At 65.5% G+C, this 20,311-nt stretch carries 18 protein-coding genes; 15 read left to right on the top strand and 3 right to left on the bottom strand.

Going from position 1 to position 20,311, the window contains the following annotated elements:
* The first annotated feature begins 74 nt into the window (after window positions 1–74).
* The 3 genes from A9975_RS07545 (at window position 75) to cysM (ending at window position 3,030) form a co-directional block, all read left to right on the top strand.
* Window positions 75–464, top strand: a complete 390-nt coding sequence (locus A9975_RS07545) for a helix-hairpin-helix domain-containing protein (RefSeq protein WP_183032079.1) — start codon at window positions 75–77, stop codon at window positions 462–464.
* A 276-nt stretch (window positions 465–740) separates the two neighbouring features.
* Window positions 741–2,057 carry a solute carrier family 23 protein gene (locus tag A9975_RS07550; protein ID WP_150992170.1) on the top strand — a complete coding sequence of 439 codons (1,317 nt, stop codon included), beginning with the start codon at window positions 741–743 and terminating at the stop codon, window positions 2,055–2,057.
* Between the two features lie 70 nt (window positions 2,058–2,127).
* The gene (cysM, locus tag A9975_RS07555; RefSeq protein ID WP_150992214.1) at window positions 2,128–3,030 is read left to right on the top strand and encodes a cysteine synthase CysM; all 903 of its coding nucleotides are present in this window, start codon (window positions 2,128–2,130) and stop codon (window positions 3,028–3,030) included.
* 84 nt (window positions 3,031–3,114) lie between these two features.
* Here cysM and mltB read toward each other — a convergent pair whose 3' ends face one another.
* Window positions 3,115–4,221 carry a lytic murein transglycosylase B gene (gene mltB / locus A9975_RS07560; protein WP_183032080.1) on the bottom strand — a complete coding sequence of 369 codons (1,107 nt, stop codon included), beginning with the start codon at window positions 4,219–4,221 and terminating at the stop codon, window positions 3,115–3,117.
* A gap of 118 nt (window positions 4,222–4,339) precedes the next feature.
* Between mltB and A9975_RS07565 the strand changes: the two genes are divergently transcribed.
* The 8 genes from A9975_RS07565 (at window position 4,340) to A9975_RS07600 (ending at window position 12,590) form a co-directional block, all read left to right on the top strand.
* Window positions 4,340–5,263 carry a histone deacetylase family protein gene (locus A9975_RS07565; protein WP_183032081.1) on the top strand — a complete coding sequence of 308 codons (924 nt, stop codon included), beginning with the start codon at window positions 4,340–4,342 and terminating at the stop codon, window positions 5,261–5,263.
* Window positions 5,264–5,273: 10 nt separating this feature from the next.
* Entirely contained in the window at window positions 5,274–6,077 is an 804-nt protein-coding gene (locus A9975_RS07570) for an enoyl-CoA hydratase (protein ID WP_183032082.1), read from the top strand.
* Between the two features lie 170 nt (window positions 6,078–6,247).
* Entirely contained in the window at window positions 6,248–7,282 is a 1,035-nt protein-coding gene (locus A9975_RS07575; RefSeq protein WP_183032083.1) for a methionine ABC transporter ATP-binding protein, read from the top strand.
* Window positions 7,272–7,925: a methionine ABC transporter permease gene (locus A9975_RS07580; RefSeq protein WP_043344505.1), complete on the top strand. Its 654-nt coding sequence runs from the start codon at window positions 7,272–7,274 to the stop codon at window positions 7,923–7,925. The genes A9975_RS07575 and A9975_RS07580 overlap by 11 nt, the downstream gene beginning before the upstream one ends.
* A 68-nt stretch (window positions 7,926–7,993) precedes the next feature.
* Complete coding sequence (locus tag A9975_RS07585; protein ID WP_183032084.1) at window positions 7,994–8,791, top strand: MetQ/NlpA family ABC transporter substrate-binding protein; 798 nt, start codon at window positions 7,994–7,996, stop codon at window positions 8,789–8,791.
* 204 nt (window positions 8,792–8,995) lie between these two features.
* Window positions 8,996–9,745, top strand: coding sequence for an electron transfer flavoprotein subunit beta/FixA family protein (locus tag A9975_RS07590; RefSeq protein WP_006158397.1), 750 nt, complete (start codon window positions 8,996–8,998; stop codon window positions 9,743–9,745).
* A 19-nt stretch (window positions 9,746–9,764) separates the two neighbouring features.
* On the top strand, window positions 9,765–10,700 hold the full coding sequence (locus A9975_RS07595) for an electron transfer flavoprotein subunit alpha/FixB family protein (protein ID WP_183032085.1): 936 nt from the start codon (window positions 9,765–9,767) through the stop codon (window positions 10,698–10,700).
* Between the two features lie 105 nt (window positions 10,701–10,805).
* Window positions 10,806–12,590: an acyl-CoA dehydrogenase gene (locus tag A9975_RS07600; protein ID WP_183032086.1), complete on the top strand. Its 1,785-nt coding sequence runs from the start codon at window positions 10,806–10,808 to the stop codon at window positions 12,588–12,590.
* Between the two features lie 74 nt (window positions 12,591–12,664).
* On the opposite strand, the gene A9975_RS07605 is transcribed toward A9975_RS07600, so the two are convergent.
* Window positions 12,665–13,969, bottom strand: coding sequence for a D-amino acid dehydrogenase (locus A9975_RS07605; RefSeq protein ID WP_183032087.1), 1,305 nt, complete (start codon window positions 13,967–13,969; stop codon window positions 12,665–12,667).
* Window positions 13,970–14,078: 109 nt separating this feature from the next.
* Here A9975_RS07605 and A9975_RS07610 point away from each other — a divergent pair, with 109 nt between their 5' ends.
* Window positions 14,079–14,582: an Lrp/AsnC ligand binding domain-containing protein gene (locus A9975_RS07610; RefSeq protein WP_006158394.1), complete on the top strand. Its 504-nt coding sequence runs from the start codon at window positions 14,079–14,081 to the stop codon at window positions 14,580–14,582.
* A 25-nt stretch (window positions 14,583–14,607) separates the two neighbouring features.
* Here the strand turns inward: A9975_RS07610 and A9975_RS07615 are convergent, their stop codons facing one another.
* Complete coding sequence (locus A9975_RS07615) at window positions 14,608–15,690, bottom strand: PA0069 family radical SAM protein (RefSeq protein WP_183032088.1); 1,083 nt, start codon at window positions 15,688–15,690, stop codon at window positions 14,608–14,610.
* A gap of 413 nt (window positions 15,691–16,103) precedes the next feature.
* Between A9975_RS07615 and ltrA the strand changes: the two genes are divergently transcribed.
* The 3 genes from ltrA to A9975_RS07630 all read left to right on the top strand — a co-directional run bounded on the left by ltrA (window position 16,104) and on the right by A9975_RS07630 (window position 20,286).
* Window positions 16,104–17,594: a group II intron reverse transcriptase/maturase gene (gene ltrA, locus A9975_RS07620; protein WP_370564241.1), complete on the top strand. Its 1,491-nt coding sequence runs from the start codon at window positions 16,104–16,106 to the stop codon at window positions 17,592–17,594.
* Window positions 17,595–17,879: 285 nt separating this feature from the next.
* Entirely contained in the window at window positions 17,880–18,788 is a 909-nt protein-coding gene (gene imuA / locus A9975_RS07625) for a translesion DNA synthesis-associated protein ImuA (protein WP_183032090.1), read from the top strand.
* Window positions 18,721–20,286 (top strand): DNA polymerase Y family protein, encoded by a 1,566-nt coding sequence (locus A9975_RS07630; RefSeq protein WP_183032091.1) that lies wholly within the window; start codon window positions 18,721–18,723, stop codon window positions 20,284–20,286. Before imuA ends, A9975_RS07630 begins: the two co-directional genes overlap by 68 nt.
* Window positions 20,287–20,311: the final 25 nt, after the last annotated feature.

Genomic DNA, 20,311 nt, shown 5'->3' on the forward strand with positions numbered 1-20,311 from the left:
CGCGCTCCTATCCTGCGTGTTGCTTCGTCCAGCCAGGGCGAAGCGACCTTCATCAATGGATAGGAGAAACTCCCATGTTCAAGCCAACTTTGACGCGCGCGTCCAGGCAGGTCCTGCTGGCCGCCGCCATCTGGTTTTCGCTATCGGGTGCCGCGTTTGCGGCGGTCGATGTGAATACCGCCGACGAGGCCGCGCTGGTGTCGCTCAAGGGCATCGGGCCGGCCACGGCCAGCACCATTGTCAGCGAACGCAGCCGGGGTGGCCCCTTCAAGGATGCCGCGGATCTCGCCGATCGGGTCAAGGGCCTGGGGCAGAAATCTGTCGTGCGCCTGCAGGAGGCCGGCATGACCATCGGCGCAGGGGGCGCCGCGGCGCCGAAGACCACGGTGGCGGCGGCCCCGGCCCCGGCCCCGGCCAAGAAGGACGTCAAGACGGAGAAGCCGCCGGCCAAGGCCGTTCGCTAAGGTTGCCGCGGGCGTGCAGCGCGGCGCCCGCATCCTGGTTATCCGATCGTCGAAGCCCCGGCCGAGCCCGGGGCTTTTTGCTGCCCGTGCACCAGCACGAGGATCCGGCGCTGGTATGGCTCGTGCTAGTGCCGTGTGGCTTATCACGAATGCGGCCGCGCGGTATCATGCGGACGCTGTTGCGGCCCGAGCCGGCTGCGTGGCCAACAAAATCCAAGATCGCGCCAGACCTGCCCGCATACGGGGCGGCCAGGCCAATAAAAAGGGAGCTGGACAATGGGAAATAACGAGGACGCGGGGTTCCTGCCCAAGTGGCGGCTAAAGACGCATGGCGTGATTGCGCCTGATGAGCGCCTGCCCGCCGGCCAGACCCTGCTGGCAGGTATCCAGCACGTGGTAGCGATGTTCGGCTCGACCGCGATCGCGCCGATCCTGATGGGCTTCAACCCCAATATCGCCATCCTGTTTTCCGGCATCGGCACGCTGATTTTCTTCCTGTGCGTGCGCGGCAGGGTGCCGAGCTACCTGGGCTCCAGCTTTGCTTTCATTGCGGTGGTGATCGCGGCGACCGGCTACGCCGGCAGCGGCCCCAACCCGAATATCCCGGTGGCGCTTGGCGGCATCATCGCCGCGGGCGTGTTGTACCTGCTGATCGGGCTGGTGGTGCAGGCGGTGGGGTATCGCTGGGTGGAGCGGCTGATGCCGCCAGTGGTGACGGGTGCCATCGTCGCGGCCATCGGCCTGAACCTCGCGCCGGTGGCGGTCAAGGCCGTGAGCGGCGCGCCGTTGGATACCTGGGTGGGCCTGGCGACCGTGCTGGCCGTGGGTGTGGTGGCGGTGCACGCGCCGGGCATGCTGCGTCGGCTGCCGGTACTGGTGGGCGGGCTGTTCGGCTACGTGCTGTACTACGTTTGCACCAACGGGCTGGGCATGGGCAAAGGCATCGACTTCTCCGGCGTGGCCGCCGCGGCCTGGTTCGGGCTGCCGGTCTTCTCCACGCCAGTGTTCCAGGCCAGCGCCATGCTGCTGATCGCGCCGGTGGCCATCGTGCTGGTGGCGGAAAACCTCGGGCACATCAAGGCCATCAGCGTGATGACCGGCCGCAATCTCGATCCATATATCGGCCGCGCCTTCATCGGCGACGGCATTGCCACCATCATTTCCGCCGGCGGCGGCGGCACGGGCGTGACCACCTACGCCGAGAATATGGGCGTGATGGCGGTGACCAAGATCTACTCCACGCTGATCTTCGTGGTGGCGGCGGTGGTGGCGCTGGTGCTGGGCTTTTCGCCCAAGTTCGGTGCGCTGATCCTGACCATCCCGGGCCCGGTGATCGGTGGCCTGACCATTGTGGTGTTCGGCCTGATCGCCGCCACTGCCGGGCGTATCTGGGTGCAGAACAAGGTCGATTTCTCCAGTTCGCGCAACCTGATCACGGTCGGCGCCACGCTGACCGTGGCGGCTGGCGACCTGACGCTGAAGCTGGGCGGCATGACGCTGGGCGGTATCGGTACCGCCACTTTTGGCGCGATCTTGCTGTATCACCTGTTGGGCAGCCGCAAGGCTGACGCCGGAATCGAGGCCGAAGCCTGACACGCCACGCCGGCAACGCAGGCTTTGCGACTGGATTACAATGTCCGCCGACATTGGAATCCCGCTCACCATGGCCTACAAGACGATTGAAGACACCATCGGCAATACGCCGCTGGTGCAACTGCAGCGCATCCCCGGCGCCGCCGGCACTCCGCGCGGCAACGTAATCCTCGGCAAGCTCGAGGGCAATAACCCGGCGGGCTCGGTCAAGGACCGGCCGGCAGTCTCGATGATTGCCCGCGCCGAGTCGCGCGGGCGCATCAAGCCGGGCGATACGCTGATCGAGGCTACCTCGGGCAATACCGGCATCGCGCTGGCCATGGCAGCGGCCATCCGCGGCTACAAGATGGTGCTGATCATGCCGGAAGACCTGAGCATGGAGCGCCGCCAGAGCATGGCTGCCTACGGCGCGGAGATCATCCTGACACCGGTCAAGGGCGGCATGGAATACGCGCGTGACCTCGCGGACTCCATGGAGCGCGACGGCCGCGGCGTGATCCTGGACCAGTTCGCCAACCCGGACAATCCGCTGGCTCACTACGAGACCACCGGCCCGGAAATCTGGCGCGACACCGAAGGGCGCATTACTCACTTCGTCTCTGCCATGGGTACCACGGGCACCATTACCGGTGTCTCGCGCTACCTGAAGGAACAGAACGCAGGGATCCAGATCGTGGGTGCGCAGCCGGCCGAAGGCTCGCGTATCCCCGGCATCCGCAAGTGGCCCGAGGCGTACATGCCGAAGATCTACGATCCGAAATTCATTGACCGTACCGAGCCTGTCAGCCAGGGCGATGCCGAGCACATGGCACGTCGCATGGCGCGCGAGGAAGGGATCTTCTGCGGCATCTCGGCTGCCGGTGCGCTGTGCGTCGCGCTGCGTATCGCCGAGGAAGTGGAGAATGCCACCATCGTGTTCGTGGTGTGCGATCGCGGTGATCGCTACCTTTCGACGGGGGTGTTCCCGGCCTGATGCTGCCTTGCACCGCGCATTGAAAAAGCCCCCGCGAGTTCAGCCTTGCGGGGGCTTTTTGCTTATCGCGCAGCGGATACCCGCTCAGCCCATCGCCGCCTTGACCGCCTCGCCCAGCTGGTACACGGCCAGCGCGTAGAAGAAGCTGCGGTTGTAGCGCGTCAGCACATAGAAGTTGCGCAGGCCGAGCATGTAGTCGGTGGTTTCGCCGGGCGTGGGCAGGTCCACCACCAGCACGCCCGTTTCGCCTTCGCGTGTCGTGTCGATTGGCTCGTCCACGCGCAGGCCAGCCTTGAGCAACTGGTTGAGCGTGCGGGTGGGCCATGGCTCGCCATCCGCAGCCGCGGCGGCGATGCCGCGGCTGCCGTCGTCGGCGGCGATGCGCCAGACCACCGGGCGGCCCGGTTCCCAGCCGTGCAGCTGCAGGAAACGCGCCACGCTGCCGATCGCGTCGGTGGCGCTGCTGCGCAGGTCGATGCGGCCGTCGCCGTCGTAGTCGATGGCGTATTCGCGCAGGCTTGTGGGCATGAACTGCGGAATGCCCACGGCACCCGCGAAGGAGCCCAGCACCGAGAACACATCGGTGTTGGTGTCGCGGCACCACAGCAGGTAGTCGGTCAGCTGGTTGCGGAACAGCGTGGTGCGCGCTTCGCGGTTGGGCACGTCCGGATAATCGAAGGCCAGCGTGGAAAGCGAGTCGATCACGCGGAAGGTACCCATGTCGCGGCCATAGATGGTCTCGACACCGATGATGCCGACAATCACCGAGGCCGGCACGCCAAACTCGGCTTCCGCGCGGCGCAGTGTCTCGCGATTTTGCTGCCAGAAGCGCACGCCCGCGTTGATGCGGATCGGCTCGATAAAGCGCGAGCGGTAGGTGCGCCAGCTTTTGCGTCCCGGCGTGGCGGGCGGCATGATAAGGCGCACCACCGTGGATGAATACACGGCCTGGCCGAACCAGCCTTCCAGCGTCTGGCGGGCAAAGCCGTGGCGCGCCACCATCTCGTCGATGAAGGCGCGGCTCTTGGGATTGTCACGGTAGCGGCCCGGCTCGATTTCTTCTTCGCGCATGCTCACGCGGCGCTTGCCGGCTGCAAGCAGGGCGGGGGAGACGCCGCACAAGCTCAATGCGGCAGCGGAAAGTGCAGCGCCCAGAAGCGGGCGGCGCAGGGAGCGCTGGGAGTCGGTCATGGTGTCCTTTGCAAGTCGCTGCGAGTATAGCGGATGGTGCCCGCGCGGCAGCTCGCTGGGTGGCTGGCGCGGCATGTGCTAACGTAACGAATGGAGACCACGATTAAAGCAATAAGACATGCCCACAGGCTATTACACGCATCCCGAGTTCCTGCTGCATGAGATGGGGCCTTTCCATCCGGAGTGCCCTGAGCGCCTGCAGGCCATTGAGGATCACCTGATCTCGCACGGCATGGATGGCCTGCTTGACCGGCGCGAGGCGAGCGCCGCCACCGCCGAGCAGATCGGGCGCGTGCATCTTCCGCAGTACATCGCCTCGCTGGCCGCGGCCAGCCCGGCCAGCGGCTACCACCCGATCGATCCCGATACCCTGATGAACCCGCACACGCTCGCCGCCGCCACCCATGCGGCAGGCGCCGCCGTGGCCGCCACCGACGCGGTGATGGCGGGTGAGATCGAGAATGCGTTCTGCTGCGTGCGACCGCCGGGCCACCATGCCGAGCCGGACCGCGCCATGGGTTTCTGCTTCTACAACAATGTGGCGATCGCCGCGCGTCATGCGCTCGCCGCGCACGGGCTGGAGCGCGTGGCCATCGTCGATTTCGACGTGCATCACGGCAATGGCACTGAAGCCGCATTCCGTGGCGATGCCCAGGTGCTGATGTGCAGCTTCTTCCAGCATCCGTTTTATCCCTACAGTGGCACCGAGCACATTGCCACCAATATGTCGAACATCCCGCTGCCGGCCTATACCAACGGCCTGGCGGTGCGCGAAGTGGTGGAGACGATCTGGCTGCCGCGCCTGAATGAGTTCAAGCCGCAGATGTTGTTTATCTCGGCTGGCTTCGACGCGCATCGAGAGGATGACCTCGGGCAGATGGGGCTGGTCGAGCAGGACTATGCCTGGATCACCGCCCAACTGGTCGACGTCGCCCGCGCTCATGCGAAAGGGCGCATCGTCAGTTGCCTGGAAGGTGGCTATAACCTGAGCGCGCTGAGCCGTAGCGTGTATGCGCACCTCAAAGTGCTGCTCGAACGATAGGAGGCCTGGCATGGCTGAAACCGATAACCGCGCCGTGACCCCGCTGGTGAGCGAAAGCCTCGACGCCCCGGGCGTGCTGCGCCTGACGATGAACCGCCCGGAGGCGTTCAACGCGCTGTCGGAGGACCTGCTGGATGCGCTGTGCGCGGCGTTTGCCCGCGCCGGCGCCGATGCCTCGGTCCGCGTCGTGGTGCTGGCCGCCGCCGGCCGCGCGTTCTGCGCGGGACATGATCTGCGCGAGATGCGTGCCAGCCCGTCGCACGACTACTACCGCCGCCTGTTCGACCGCTGCACCCGCATGATGATGGCGATGCAGAGGATGCCGCAGCCGGTGATCGCGCGCGTGCAGGGCATTGCCACGGCGGCCGGCTGCCAACTGGTGGCGATGTGCGACCTGGCGGTGGCCGCCGATGTGGCTCGCTTTGCGGTATCGGGCGTCAACCTTGGCCTGTTCTGCGCCACGCCAGGCGTGGCGCTGTCGCGTAACCTGTCGCGCAAGCACGCCATGGAGATGCTGCTGACCGGCGACATGATTGACGCGCTGCAAGCCCGCGACCGCGGGCTGGTCAACCGCGTGGTGCCCGCCGATGCCCTCGATGCCGAGGTTGCACGCCTGGCGGCCAGCATCTGCGCCAAGCCGGCCGCTGCCGTGGCCGCCGGCAAGGGCCTGTTCTACCGCCAGCTGGAGATGGGCATCGAAGCGGCCTACCAGCTCGCCGGCCAGACCATGGCCTGCAACATGATGGATCCGACGGCGCTGGAAGGCGTGCAGGCCTTCCTCGACAAGCGCCCGCCTTCGTGGAGTGTCTTGTAAGTACTTTTTTTGTGATTTTTGTTGGGCTATATGCCCTCAATGCATAAAGACATCGGCAAAAAGTCGTTTCTGGTATGAAGCGGATCGCTTAAAATGCGCGCTTCGCCCAAAAAAATAAAATGCGGCAACAGTGCTAGAGACAAACTCGCCTGTTGCCGTTTTCTTTTCACATGATTGAACTGCAAGGTCTTTCGCAGCGCTTCCCCGGCGGGTCGGGTGAGGTGCATGCGCTGCGGGACGTCAACCTGTCGATTGCGGCAGGTGAGGTCTTCGGCATCATCGGCCGCAGCGGCGCTGGCAAGAGCACGCTGGTGCGCGCCATCAACCTGCTTAACCGCCCCAGCGCCGGCCGCGTCTTCGTTGCCGGCCAGGATCTGACCGCGCTCGACAGCGGCGCGTTGCGCCGGGCACGCCGCGACATCGGCATGATCTTCCAGCATTTCAACCTGCTGTCGTCGCGCACCGTTTATGACAATGTGGCGCTGCCGCTGGAGTTGGCTGGCAAATCCCGCAGCGAGATCTCCGATACGGTGCTGCCGCTGCTGGAGCTGGTTGGCCTGACGGCGCTCAAGGATCGCTATCCCGCCCAGATCAGCGGCGGGCAGAAGCAGCGCGTGGGGATTGCGCGGGCGCTGGCCAGCAAGCCCAAGGTACTGCTGTCGGACGAGGCCACTTCCGCCCTCGATCCGGAGACCACTCGCTCCATCCTGGAACTGCTCAAGCAGATCAATCGCGAGCTGGGCCTGACCATCGTCATGATCACGCACCAGATGGAAGTGATCAAGCAGGTCTGCGACCGCGTGGCCGTGCTTGAGGCTGGCCAGGTGGTGGAAACCGGCCGGGTGATCGATGTCTTCCTGCGTCCGCAGCATGCGGTCACGCGCGCCATGATCGGCGACGTGATCGCGCAGGAACTGCCGCAAAGCGTGCTCAAGCGCGTGGAGAGCCGCCTCGGCAACGGGCGCGACCACGTCTATCGCCTGGCCTTCACCGGCGCGGGCGTGGACCAGCCGGTGCTGGCCCAGGCGATTCGCCGCTACGGGCTGGACTTCAACATCCTGCACGGGCATATCGACGAAATCCAGGGCCAGGCCTTCGGCTCGCTGGCCATCATGGCCACCGGCGACCTGGCCGACGTGAAGGCGGCAATGGAGTATCTGCAACAAGAAGGCGTGGTGGTGGAGGAGATCGAGCATGTGGTCTGAAATGTTTGACCTGTTCCTGACCTCGTTCAACGAGACGCTGCTGATGGTGAGCATCTCGGGCGTGGTCGGCGCGCTTTTTGGCGTGCCGCTGGGCGTGCTGCTGCACCTGACCAACCGCGGTGGCGTGCTGTCGCATCCGCTGTTCAACCGCACGATTGGCGTGGTGGTCAACGCCGTGCGCTCGATCCCCTTCATCATCCTGCTGGTGGTGGTGATTCCGTTCACGCGCTTTATCGTGGGCTCGTCGATCGGCACGACCGCGGCCGTGGTGCCGCTGACCATCGCCGCGATTCCGTTTATCGCACGGCTGGTGGAAAGCGCGCTGCGCGAAGTCGACAAAGGCCTGGTAGAGGCCGCCCAGTCGATGGGCGCGAGCACCGGCCAGATCGTGATGAAGGTGCTGCTGCCCGAGGCCATGCCTGGCATCGTGGCCGGTCTGACCATCACCTTTGTGAGCCTGGTGGGCTACTCGGCCATGGCCGGCGCCATCGGCGGCGGCGGCCTGGGCGACCTCGGCATCCGCTACGGCTACCAGCGCTACATCACCGAGGTGATGGTGGCGGTGGTGCTGATCCTGATCGTCTTCGTGCAAGCGGTGCAAAGCTTCGGCGACTGGCTGGTGCGGCGCATCAGCCACAAGTAACAAGTCAGCCCGGCGATCCGCCCGGCTATCTGCAAAGACATAGAGCCATCGAGAAAAAGGAAGTCAACATGCAACGTCGTAACTTGCTGCAATGGATTGTCGGCGCCGCCCTGGGCGCCACCCTGGCCACTGGCGCCATGGCGCAGGAAAAGCCGATCAAGATCGGCGTCACCGGCGGCCCGCACGCCCAGATCATGGAGCAGGTGAAGAAGGTCGCGGCCAAGGACGGCCTGAATATCCAGCTGGTGGAGTTCAGTGACTACGTCCAGCCGAACGCCGCGCTGGCCGCTGGCGACCTGGACGCCAACAGCTACCAGCACCTGCCGTACCTGGAGGCGCAGATCAAGGACCGTGGCTACAAGTTCACCCACATCGCCTTCACCGTGACCTTCCCGATGGGCGTGTACTCCAAGAAGATCAAGTCGCTCGACCAGATCAAGGACGGCGCTCGCGTCGGCGTGCCGAACGATCCCACCAATGGCGGCCGTGGCCTGCTGTTGCTGCAAAGCAAGGGATTGATCAAGCTGCGCCCGGATGCCGGCCTGAAGGCCACGCCGCTGGACATCGTCTCCAACCCGAAGAGGATCCGAATCGTCGAACTGGACGCCGCGCAGCTGCCGCGTTCGCTGGATGACCTCGATGCCGCCGCCGTCAATGGTAACTACGCTGAATCGGCTGGCCTGTCGCCCACCAAGGACGCGATTGCCATGGAAGGTCCCAAGGGTCCCTATGCCAACCTGATCGCCATCCGCGAAGCCGACAAGAACAAGCCCTGGGTAGCCAAGCTGGTCAAGGCCTATCATTCGCCGGAGATCAAGCAGTACGTCCAGAGCACCTACAAGGATTCGGTGATTACCGCCTGGTAAGTTTGAAAAAACCCTCGAAAACCGTGTGCCGCAGGGCATCCTGCGGCACAATACGGCGAGGTTTTCACATTGCCGGGCTATGCCCGGCAATTCTTTACCGATAAAATAGTACGACCGTTCGAAAAATAAGAGTGCCACCCACCCGGTGGTTATAATGGCGGGCGAACCAAATTTCTGACTATCGACTATCAGTGGAGTGAGCGCATGAAAGTACTCGTCGCAGTCAAGCGCGTGGTGGATTACAACGTCAAGGTCCGGGTGAAGTCGGACGGCACGGGCGTGGATCTGGCTAACGTCAAGATGAGCATGAACCCGTTTGACGAAATCGCCGTGGAAGAAGCGGTGCGCCTGCGGGAAGCCGGGGTGGTCACCGAGGTGATCGCCGTGTCCTGCGGCGTGACCCAGTGCCAGGAAACCCTGCGTACGGCGATGGCCATCGGTGCCGACCGCGGCATCCTGGTGGAATCGAACGAAGACCTGCAGCCGCTGGCCGTGGCCAAGCTGCTCAAGGCCCTGGTCGACAAGGAACAGCCGCAACTGGTGATCCTGGGCAAGCAGGCCATCGACGACGATTCCAACCAGACCGGCCAGATGCTGGCTGCGCTGGCGGGCCTGCCGCAAGCTACCTTCGCCTCGAAGGTGGTGGTGGCCGATGGCCGCGCATCGGTGACGCGTGAAGTGGATGGTGGTCTGGAGACCCTGTCGCTCAAGCTGCCGGCGGTGGTGACCACTGACCTGCGCCTGAACGAGCCGCGTTATGTCACGCTGCCGAACATCATGAAGGCCAAGAAGAAGCCGCTCGACATCGTCAAGCCGGAAGATCTCGGCGTGGACGTGGCGCCGCGTCTGAAGACCGTCAAGGTCGTTGAGCCGCCCAAGCGTAGCGCGGGTGTGATGGTGCCGGACGTTGCGACGCTGGTGCAAAAGCTGAAGAACGAAGCCAAGGTCATCTGAGCGCGCCAGGAGATAAAACATGACTGCACTCGTTATTGCTGAACACGACAACCAATCCATCAAGGCCGCCACGCTGAATACCGTGACGGCAGCCGCCCAGTGCGGCGGCGATGTCCACGTGCTGGTGGCCGGCGCCAATGCCGCCGCCGCTGCTGCCGCCGCTGCGAAGATCGCCGGCGTGTCCAAGGTGCTGCTGGCCGACGCGCCGCAGTTCGCCGACGGCCTGGCCGAAAATGTGGCCGAGCAAGTGCTGGCCATCGCCAGCGACTACAGCCACATCCTGGCGCCCGCATCGGCCTACGGCAAGAACATCCTGCCGCGCGTCGCGGCCAAGCTGGACGTAGCCCAGCTGTCGGACATCACCAAGGTCGACAGCCCGGACACGTTCGAGCGCCCGATCTACGCCGGCAACGCGATCTCGATCGTGCAATCGTCGGACAAGGTCAAGATCATCACCGTGCGCGGTACTGGCTTTGACGCTGCCGCAGCCGAAGGTGGTTCGGCCGCCGTGGAAAACCTGCCCGCCGTGGCCGACGCTGGCATCTCGCAATTCGTTTCGCGCGAAGTCACCAAGAGCGACCGCCCTGAGCTGACCGCCGCCAAGATCATCGTGTCCGGTGGCCGTGGCGTGGGTTCCGGCGAGAACTACACCAAGGTGCTGACGCCGCTGGCCGACAAGCTGAACGCCGCGATGGGCGCGTCCCGCGCTGCTGTCGATGCCGGCTTCGTGCCCAACGATTACCAGGTCGGCCAGACCGGCAAGATCGTCGCGCCGCAGCTGTACATCGCCGTCGGCATCTCCGGCGCGATCCAGCATCTGGCGGGCATGAAGGACTCCAAGGTGATCGTCGCGATCAACAAGGATGCCGAAGCCCCGATCTTCTCGGTGGCCGACTACGGCCTGGTGGGCGATCTGAACACCGTCGTGCCCGAACTGGTGGCGGCGCTGGGCTGATCCCCACCGCCCGGCACGGCGTTTGAGGCGCCGGGCTCGATCAGTAAGTACTAGCCGTTCCGGGCCCGCCCGAGAACGGCTTTTTTATACCTACCGGAGACATCGATGACCTACCGTGCCCCGCTCAAGGACATGCTGTTCGTGATGAACGAACTGGCTGATCTTGACGCAGTCAGCAAGCTGCCCGGCTTCGAGGACGCCACGCCGGAGACGGCGCAGGCGGTGCTCGACGAGGCGGCCAAATTCAACGAACAAGTGGTGGCGCCGCTCAACCGCATTGGCGACACCGATCCCAGCAGCTGGAAGGACGGCGTGGTTACCACCACGCCCGGTTTCAAGGACGCGTTCCGCCAGTTTGGCGAAGGTGGCTGGCAGGGCGTGCTGCATCCGCAGGAATTTGGCGGCCAGGGCTTGCCCAAGTTGATCGCCACCGCCTGCAACGAGATGCTGAACACGGCGAACCTGTCGTTCGCGCTGTGCCCGCTGCTGACAGACGGCGCCATCGAAGCCCTGCTGACCGCAGGCAGCGACGCGCAGAAGGCCACCTTCCTGCCCAAGCTGATCTCCGGCGAGTGGACCGGCACCATGAACCTGACCGAGCCGCAGGCCGGCTCGGACCTGGCGGCCGTGCGCACGCGCGCCGAGCCGCAGGGTGACGGTACCTACAAGGTGTTCGGCACCAAGATCTTCATCACCTACGGTGAGCACGACATGGCGCAGAACATCGTCCATCTCGTTCTCGCGCGCACGCCCACGGCACCCGAGGGCGTCAAGGGCATCTCGCTGTTCATCGTGCCCAAGTTCCTGGTGAATGCGGACGGCTCGCTGGGCGCGCGCAATGATGCGCACTGCGTGTCGATCGAGCACAAGCTGGGCATCAAGGCCAGCCCCACGGCCGTGCTGCAGTTCGGCGATCACGGTGGCGCTATCGGCACGCTGGTCGGCGAGGAAAACCGCGGCCTGGAATACATGTTCATCATGATGAACTCGGCGCGCTTCTCGGTCGGCATGCAAGGCATCGCCGTGTCGGAGCGGGCTTACCAGCAGGCGGTGAATTTTGCCCGCGAGCGCGTGCAAAGCCGTCCGGTCGATGGCTCCGCACGCGAGGCTGTGACCATCATCCATCACCCGGACGTCAAGCGCATGCTGATGACCATGCGCTCGCTGATCGAAGGCGCACGCGCGGTAGCGTATGTGGCCGCGGCCGCGTGCGACACGGCGCACCAGCATGCCGACGACGCGGTGCGCAAGCAAAGCCAGGCGTTCTATGAGTTCATGGTGCCCATCGTCAAGGGCTGGAGCACCGAATTGTCGATCGATGTGACCAGCCTTGGCGTGCAGGTGCACGGCGGCATGGGCTTCATCGAGGAGACCGGCGCGGCCCAGCATTATCGCGATGCCCGCATCCTGCCGATCTACGAAGGCACGACCGCGATCCAGGCGAACGACCTCGTCGGCCGCAAGACGCTGCGCGACGGTGGCGCGGTGGCCCGTGCGATCTGCGCGCAGATCGCCGAGACCGAGGCGGCGCTGGGCAAGCATGGTGGTGCGGCCTTCACCGCGGTGCAGGCGCAACTGGCCAAGGGGCGCGCCGCGCTGGAGACCGTCGTGGCGTTCGTCGTGGCCAATGCCAAGTCGGACCCGAATGCCGTGTTTGCCGGCAGCGTGCCTTACCTGAAGCTCTGCGGCATCGTGTTTTCGGGCTGGCAGCTTGGCCGCGCGATGCTCGCGGCGGATGCGAAGCGTGGCGAGGATCCGTCCTTCCACGACGCCAAGATCTCGACGGCGCATTTCTTCGCGGAGCACATCCTGTCGCAGGCATCGGGTTTGCGCGATGCCATCGTGGCGGGCGCGGTGCCGGTCAACGCGTTGAGCGAAGCGCAGTTCTGAGGTCTTCCTGGTCCAGGCAAGAAAAAGGCGACCCGCGGGTCGCCTTTTTTACTTCCTCGAAACCGATGCGCGGATCAGGCCGCCGCGTGGCGCGGGGCGGCGTGCGTTCTCGCTGGCTTGAGATAGCGAGCCACCGAGAGGTCGTCCGCGCGGATCGCCGGCGAGGTGCCGGACACCAGGTCTGACAGCAGCTTGCCCGAGCCGCAGGCCATGGTCCAGCCCAGCGTGCCATGGCCGGTATTGAGCCACAGGCCCTTGACCTGCGTGGGGCCGACGATGGGAGTGCCATCCGGCGTCATTGGGCGCAGTCCGGTCCAGAAGCTGGCACGGCTGACATCGCCCGCGCCCGGGAACAGGTCCGTGACCACATGCTCCAGGGTCCGGCGCTTGGCCGGGTCGAGCGTGCGGTCATAACCCACGATCTGCGCCATGCCGCCCACGCGGATGCGATCGTCGAAGCGGGTGATTGCCACCTTGAAGGTTTCGTCGAGCACCGTGGAAACGGGGCTGCGATCGGCATTGGTCATCGGTACCGTGAGCGAAAATCCCTTGAGTGGGTACACCGGCAGGTTCGACAGGCCGGGCAGGAAATTTTTCACGAACGGTGTCGACCAGCTGCCCAACGCCACCACGACCAGGTCGGCCATGACCGGCTCGCCGCCCACCATGGCGCCGGTAACGGCATCGCCCTTGGTCAGCAGCCCGTCGATGGAGCGGTTGTATTGGAACTGCACGCCCAGGCCTTCGGCCATGGCGGCGAGTTGCCGGGTGAACAGCTGGCAGTCGCCGGTTTCATCGTTGGGTAGCCGCAGGCCGCCGGTCAGCTTGTGGCTGACGGCGGCCAGGGCCGGTTCGCTGGCGGCGAGTTCCTCGCGCGATAGCAACTGGTAGGGCACGCCGGCTTGCTCCAGCACGGCAATGTCCTTGGCGGCGCCGTCGAGCTGCTCGGCGGTGCGGAAGAGTTGCAGCGTGCCTTGCTGGCGGCCCTCGTAGGCGATGCCGGTATCGGCGCGCAGGGCGACGATGCAGTCGCGGCTGTACTCGGCCAGGCGCACCATGCGTTCCTTGTTGACGGCATAGCGCTCAGCGCTGCAGTTCATCAGCATCTGCCACATCCATTGCAGCTGGAACAGCGTGCCGTCCGGTTTGATGGACAGCGGTGCGTGCTCCTGGAACATCCACTTGATGGCTTTGAGCGGCACGCCGGGTGCGGCCCAGGGCGATGCATAGCCCGGGGAGATCTGGCCGGCGTTGGCGAAACTGGTCCCCAGCGCGGGTGCGGCCTCCCGGTCGATCACGGTGACCTCATGGCCGGCACGGGCCAGGTACCAGGCGCTGGTCACGCCAATTACGCCACTGCCAAGAACGAGAACGCGCATAGTCGGGGGCCCGCAACCAAGAAATAGAATGGATAAAGTATTTACATCTATACTATTTAAATATGAGCAGTCATAGTTGTTGTAATTTTCATGGAAACAGGAATAACTAATGAGAACGAGTCGTCAGCCCGTGCGCAGCCTGGATCGGCTGGATCGGAAGATCCTGGCCTTGCTCCAGGCTGACGGGCGTATGTCGATGAAGGAGCTGGCGGAAGCGGTCGGCCTGACCATCACGCCATGCATCGAGCGGGTCAAGCGCATGGAGCGTGACGGCGTCATCATGGGCTACTACGCGCGTCTGAATCCCGCGCTGCTCGGCAGCGGCTTGCTTGTGTTTGTCGAGATCTCGCTGGGCAACAAGTCCGGCAATATGTTCGAGCAGTTCCGCCGCGAGGTGTCGCGCATTCCGGAAGTACTGGAGTGCCATCTGGTCTCGGGCGATTTCGACTACCTGATCAAGGCGCGCATCCGCGAGATTGGCGAGTACCGCCGCCTGCTGGGCGACATCCTCTTGCAGTTGCCGGGCGCCGCTCAGTCCAAGAGCTACGTGGTGATGGAGGAGATCAAGGAAACGCTGGCGATCGCGGTCGACGAGAAGGCGCCGCACGCGTGAAGCCGCGCTGTCCTGCGCATCCGGCCTAGAACAGCGACATCTGCGGCGCGGCGCTCGCCCGGGAGAAATGTTCGGTGGTGAGCGGGTGGCGCTCGGCATTGAGCCCGAAGCGCTGGCAGGCCAGCTTGAAGCGCTTGCGCAGCAGTTCGGCAAAGATGCCGGTGCCGGTCATGCGCGTGCCGAACCGTGAGTCGTAGGCCTGGCCCCCGCGCATTTGCGCGACCAGGCTTTCGACGTGCCGGGCGCGCAGCGGATGGTAGGTGGCCAGCCACTCTGAGAACAGCTGCTCCACCTCGCGCGGCAGGCGCAGCAGGATATACGCCGCGGTTTTCGCGCCGGCCTTGGCGCCGGCCTCAAGGATGGACTCCATTTCCGGATCGGTCAGGCTCGGAATGACCGGCGCCACCATCACCCCCACCGGTATGCCGGCCTCGCTCAGGGAAGCGATGGCGGCCAGGCGGCGCGCCGGCGCGCTTGCGCGGGGCTCCAGCGTGCGGGCGATCTCGTTCTTGAGCGACGTGACCGACATATGGACCCGGACCAGGTTCTTGGCCGCCATGCGCTGCAGGATGTCGATGTCGCGCGTGACCACGCCCGACTTGGTCGTGATGGCCACCGGGTGGTTGAATCGCTCCAGCACTTCCAGGATGCCGCGCGTGATCTTGAGATCCCGCTCGATGGGCTGGTAAGGATCCGTATTGGCCCCCAGCGCGATCACCGTCGGTACGTAGTTGCGGTGAGCCAGTTCGGCCTCGAGCAAGGCGGCGGCATTGTCTTTTGCGTACAGACGGGTTTCGAAGTCGAGGCCTGGCGAAAGCCCCAGATAGGCGTGGCTGGGCCGGGCATAGCAATAGATACAGCCATGCTCGCACCCGCGGTACGGGTTGATGGACGCGTCGAACGGCAGGTCTGGCGACTGGTTGCGCGAGACGATGCGTTTGGCCTTCTCCGTGAAGACAATGGTCTGGATTTGGGGCGTCTCTGGCTCATCGAAGGCTTGGGACTCGTCGGCGACCCGTTCGCGGGTCCAGGCGTCGAACCGGCTGACGTCGTTCGAACGCGCCGCCCGGCCTTTCAGCGGGCTGGAGGAGGGTGGTCGGGTTGGCACGTTGGCGGTCCTGCGGCTACAGTTAGTACTGTATATTTATACAGTGTGCGCCGGCTAACCGGCAAGGAGTAAAGGGTGAAAGTCCCTGACAGCAGAAGATTTAGCGAATCACGCTGTCCCCGAGTCATGCGTTGTGCGCCGCGAGGCGCGCAGCGAAGCGTTGACAGGGGTGCGTATAGGCCAGCCATTGAGCCGCGAAAAATTTATCCAGTCCCGGGTGCCGACGCACTACTGTTTGCGGAAGGCAACACGGACGGGCGCGCTTGCGCGAGCGCCCGGACGACTCGGCGCGGTCTGAGACCCTGGCATGTACGTACGCTCCTTGTGCGGGAACCGGGAGATCTCTCGTCTGCCCAGCAGTGGCAGCGTTGCCGCCTGGTCCGCATCGGGAAGGCGAGGAGCCGAAGCCGATGATGTACGGACGAGAGAAGTCGGACTTCCCCATAGTAGCGACGAAGCTGGCGAACAAGTCCGGGCAACCGGAGGCGGAGTCGGTGGAGCCAAGGGGGAAGGCCAAGGGGAACACGGATTGGTTACACACGTCCCGGACGCTGAGCCGGATCAGCGTGTCCCAGAGATTAGTCCGTGTGCGGGAAGCCGCAAGGCAAAGGAAGAAGGAACGGTTCACAGCACTGTTCCACCTGATTGATCTTGAGTTGCTACAGACGTCGTTCTTCTGGCTTAAACGGAAGGCGGCGGCCGGGGTCGATGGGGTGACATGGAGCGACTACGAGCAGGATCTAGAGGAAAACCTGAGCGACCTGCACGGGCGCTTGCACCGCCAAGCCTATCGGGCACAGCCCAGCCGCCGGCAGTACATACCCAAGGCGGATGGAAAGCTGCGCCCTCTGGGCATTGCAGCGCTGGAAGACAAGATTGTCCAGCGTGCAGTGGTGGAAGTGCTCAACGCGGTCTATGAGACGGACTTCCTTGGGTTCTCGTATGGCTTCAGGCCACGGCGCAGTCAACACGATGCGCTGGATGCACTGGCCACCGGGATAGCGCGAACTTATGTGAACTGGATACTGGACGCCGACATCAGTCGATTCTTCGATACCGTCAGCCATGACTGGCTACTGCGGTTTCTGGAGCATCGCATCGGCGACCGGCGCGTGTTACGCCTGATCGGCAAATGGCTGAAAGCTGGCGCGATGGAAGATGGGGTGGTTACGGCCACCGAGGAAGGTACGCCGCAGGGTGCAGTCATCTCGCCCTTGCTGGCCAATATCTACCTGCACTACGTCTTCGACCTCTGGGCGAACCAATGGCGCAAGCGCCATGCGCAGGGGAACGTCGTGATCGTTCGATATGCCGACGACATCGTCGTCGGCTTCGACAAGGCCGATGATGCCAAACGCTTCAGGCGTGCCATGCAGCAACGGCTGGAGCAATTTGCGCTCAGGCTTCACCCGGAGAAAACCCGTTTGATCGAGTTCGGCCGCTTCGCAGCCGCAAATCGAGCCAAGCGGGGACTGGGCAAGCCCGAGACCTTCAACTTCCTCGGATTCACCCACATCAGTGGACGAGCCAAAGATGGCAAGTTCATGCTTAGGCGGCACACCCGGCGCGACCGGATGCAGGCCAAGCTACGGGAAATCAGGGAGGAGTTGAGACGCAGATGGCACCAGTCGATCTCGGAGCAGGGGAAATGGCTAAGGCGGGTGGTGCAAGGCTTCCTCAACTACCATGCTGTGCCGACCAACACGCACGCCATACGTGCATTCCGATTCCTAATTGCAAAGCTCTGGTGGCGCGCGCTGCGGCGCCGCAGCCAGAAGGACAGCACCACATGGAGTCGGATGGCGCGGTTGGTTCGCGATTGGTTACCCCCACCTCGGGTCCTTCATCCTTGGCCTGTCATACGGTTTACCGCCAAACACCTGAGGCAGGAGCCCGGTGCGTAAATTGCGCACGCCGGGATCTGTGCGGGGGGTGCCTAGTAATAGGCATTCCTACCGCGACATTCGGAAACTTCCTATCAGTCCCCCCGGGCTGAGCCGCACGCATCACATGACGGGTCCTTCATCCTTGGCCTGTCATACGGTTTACCGCCAAACACCTGAGGCAGGAGCCCGGTGCGTAAATTGCGCACGCCGGGATCTGTGCGGGGGGTGCCTAGTAATAGGCATTCCTACCGCGACATTCGGAAACTTCCTATCAGTCCCCCCGGGCTGAGCCGCACGCATCACATGACCGCCGAACTCTTTCCCCTATCGCCCGAAACATCGGGCGATTCGCCTTTGGCGCAGCCGCCCGTGGCCGACCGGCAGGGGGCGCTGGACGCACTGGAGCAACGCTATCCCGGCCTGTGGCGGGCGGGGCAGCTTGGCCATCTGGGCCGGGCGGGCAGCGTGCCGGCCTTGCCGACCGGCCATGACGCGCTCTCGGCCGAGTTGCCCGGCGGTGGCTGGCCGGTGGGCGCGCTCACGGAGCTGCTGCTGGCCGACCCCGGCGTGGGCGAGTTGCGGCTGCTGCGCCCGGCCTTGCTGGCGCTGGCCGCGGGGCAGCGCCGGGTGGCGCTGATCGGGCCGCCGTACCTGCCCAATGCCACGTGCCTGGCCGAATGGGGTTTGCCGGCGCGCCAGTTGTACTGGGTGCGCCCGCCCGCTGGCGCGAGCCGGGCCGCGGCGCAGGCGGATGTGCTGTGGGCGGCGGAGCAGGTGCTGCGCAGCCAGGCCTTTGGCGGGGTGATGGTGTGGCTGCCCACGGCGCGTCCCGAGGCGCTGCGGCGCTTGCAGGTGCTGGCGCAGGCAGGAGACGCCGTGGTGTGGGCGTGCCGGCCGGCCAGCGTGCTGCGCGAGTCGTCGCCGGCGGTGCTGCGGCTGCTGTTGTCGCCGGCGCCGGGCAATGCCGTGTCGGTCACGTTCCACAAGCGGCGCGGCCCGGTGCGCGATACGCCGCTGGTGCTGCCGCTGGGCGAGATGATGGCGGTGCCCGCCATGGCCACGCCGCCTGCGGCGCCGCAGGCCCCGTCGATGCCGGTCCCCCTGAATGCCCCGGTTTCCCAAGCCGTTGCGGGAGAGCAAGCCCATGTCGTACTGGATCGCGGTGCATCTGCCGCGCCTGTCGCTGGACGCGCTGCAGCCGAACTGGCCTGAGCCCGCCGCGCTGCGCGCGTGCGCCGGCCTGCTGCACCACAGCGTGCCGGTGGCGGTGATGGAGCGCGAGCGGGTGGTGCTGGCCAACGGCCCGGCGGTGGCGCTGGGGGTGCAGGCGGGGATGCGGCGGGGCGGCGTGCAGGCGTTGTCGGCGCAGGTGGTGCAACTGCAGCGCGAGCCGGCGGCCGAGGCGCAGGTGATGACGGCGCTGGCGCTGGCGTTGCTGCATTTCACGCCGCATGTCACGGTGCATCCCGATGCCGGGGTGGCTACCGTGATGATCGATGCCGGGGCCAGCCTGCGGTTGTTTGGCGGCCATCTTGCGTTGTGCCGGGCGGTGTATGCGCGGGTGCGGCGGCTGGGGGTGTTCCTGCAGCTGGGCTGCGGGCCGACGGCCTTCGGGGCGGCGTGGCTGGCGGCGCAGCCGCTGCGGCGGGATCGCCGGGGCGGGCTGGTGCGTCCGGCGCGGCGCGCGGTGGGGCCGCGGCGCATGGCGCGGCTGCTGGACCGGCTGCCGGTGGGCATGTTGCAAGGGCTGGCGGACGATGGCTGGCTCGATGGCATCGGCTGCCGGACCGTGGGCGAGGTGCGGGGCCTGCCGCGTGCCGGCCTGCGGCGCCGGCTGGGGCCGGACCTGCTGGCGCGGCTGGACCAGGCCTATGGCGAGGTGCCGGTGCGCTTTACGTGGTTCAGCGCGCCCGCCACCTTCTCGCAGCGCATGGAGCTGCCAGGCCGGACCGAATCCGTGCAGGGCGTGATGGCGGGCGCGCAGCGTTTGCTGCTGGCGCTGGCCGGCTGGCTGGCCGTGCAGCAGGCGGGCGTGACGCATCTTGTGCTGCGGCTGGAGCATGAGCGCTACCGGCTGGGTGCCCAGACGCAGGCAACGCCGGTGACGATCAGCCTGGCGCAGCCCAGCCGCGATCCGGCGCATTTGTCCAAGCTGTTGCAGGAGCGGCTGGACAAGGTGCAGTTCCGCGTGCCGGCGGTGAGCCTGCTGCTGGTGGTGGAGTCGGTCCAGGCCTGCGTGCCGCAGAGCGATGCGCTGTTTCCCGAGCCGGGCGGCACGCCGGCGGAACTGGGCCGCGTGCTCGATACGCTGATGGCGCGCCTGGGCCGGGAGAACGTGCTGCAACCGCAGCCGCTGGCCGACCACCGGCCCGAGCGCGCCAACCGCTGGTGCCCGGTGGATGAGATGCCTGCGCGCGCGCCGCGCGAGCCGCAGCGTGCCCCGGCGGGCATGCCGGAGCGTCCGCTGTGGCTGATGGCGCAACCCGTGGCGCTGACTGTGCAGCGCCATCGGCCTTGTCACGGCGGGCCATTGACGTTGCTCTCGCGGCCGGAGCGCATCGAATCCGGCTGGTGGGACGGCGCGCTGGCCACGCGCGATTACTTCGTTGCGCAACGGGCGGACGGGCTGCGCTGCTGGGTCTATCGCCAGCGCCCCGGGCGTGAGGAAAGCGGCGAGTACCGCTGGTTCCTGCACGGCTTGTTTGCCTGAGTCTTTGCCCGAGTGTTTGCCCGAG

It is taken from the genome of Cupriavidus sp. UME77, assembly GCF_014170355.1.
GTDB lineage: Bacteria > Pseudomonadota > Gammaproteobacteria > Burkholderiales > Burkholderiaceae > Cupriavidus > Cupriavidus basilensis.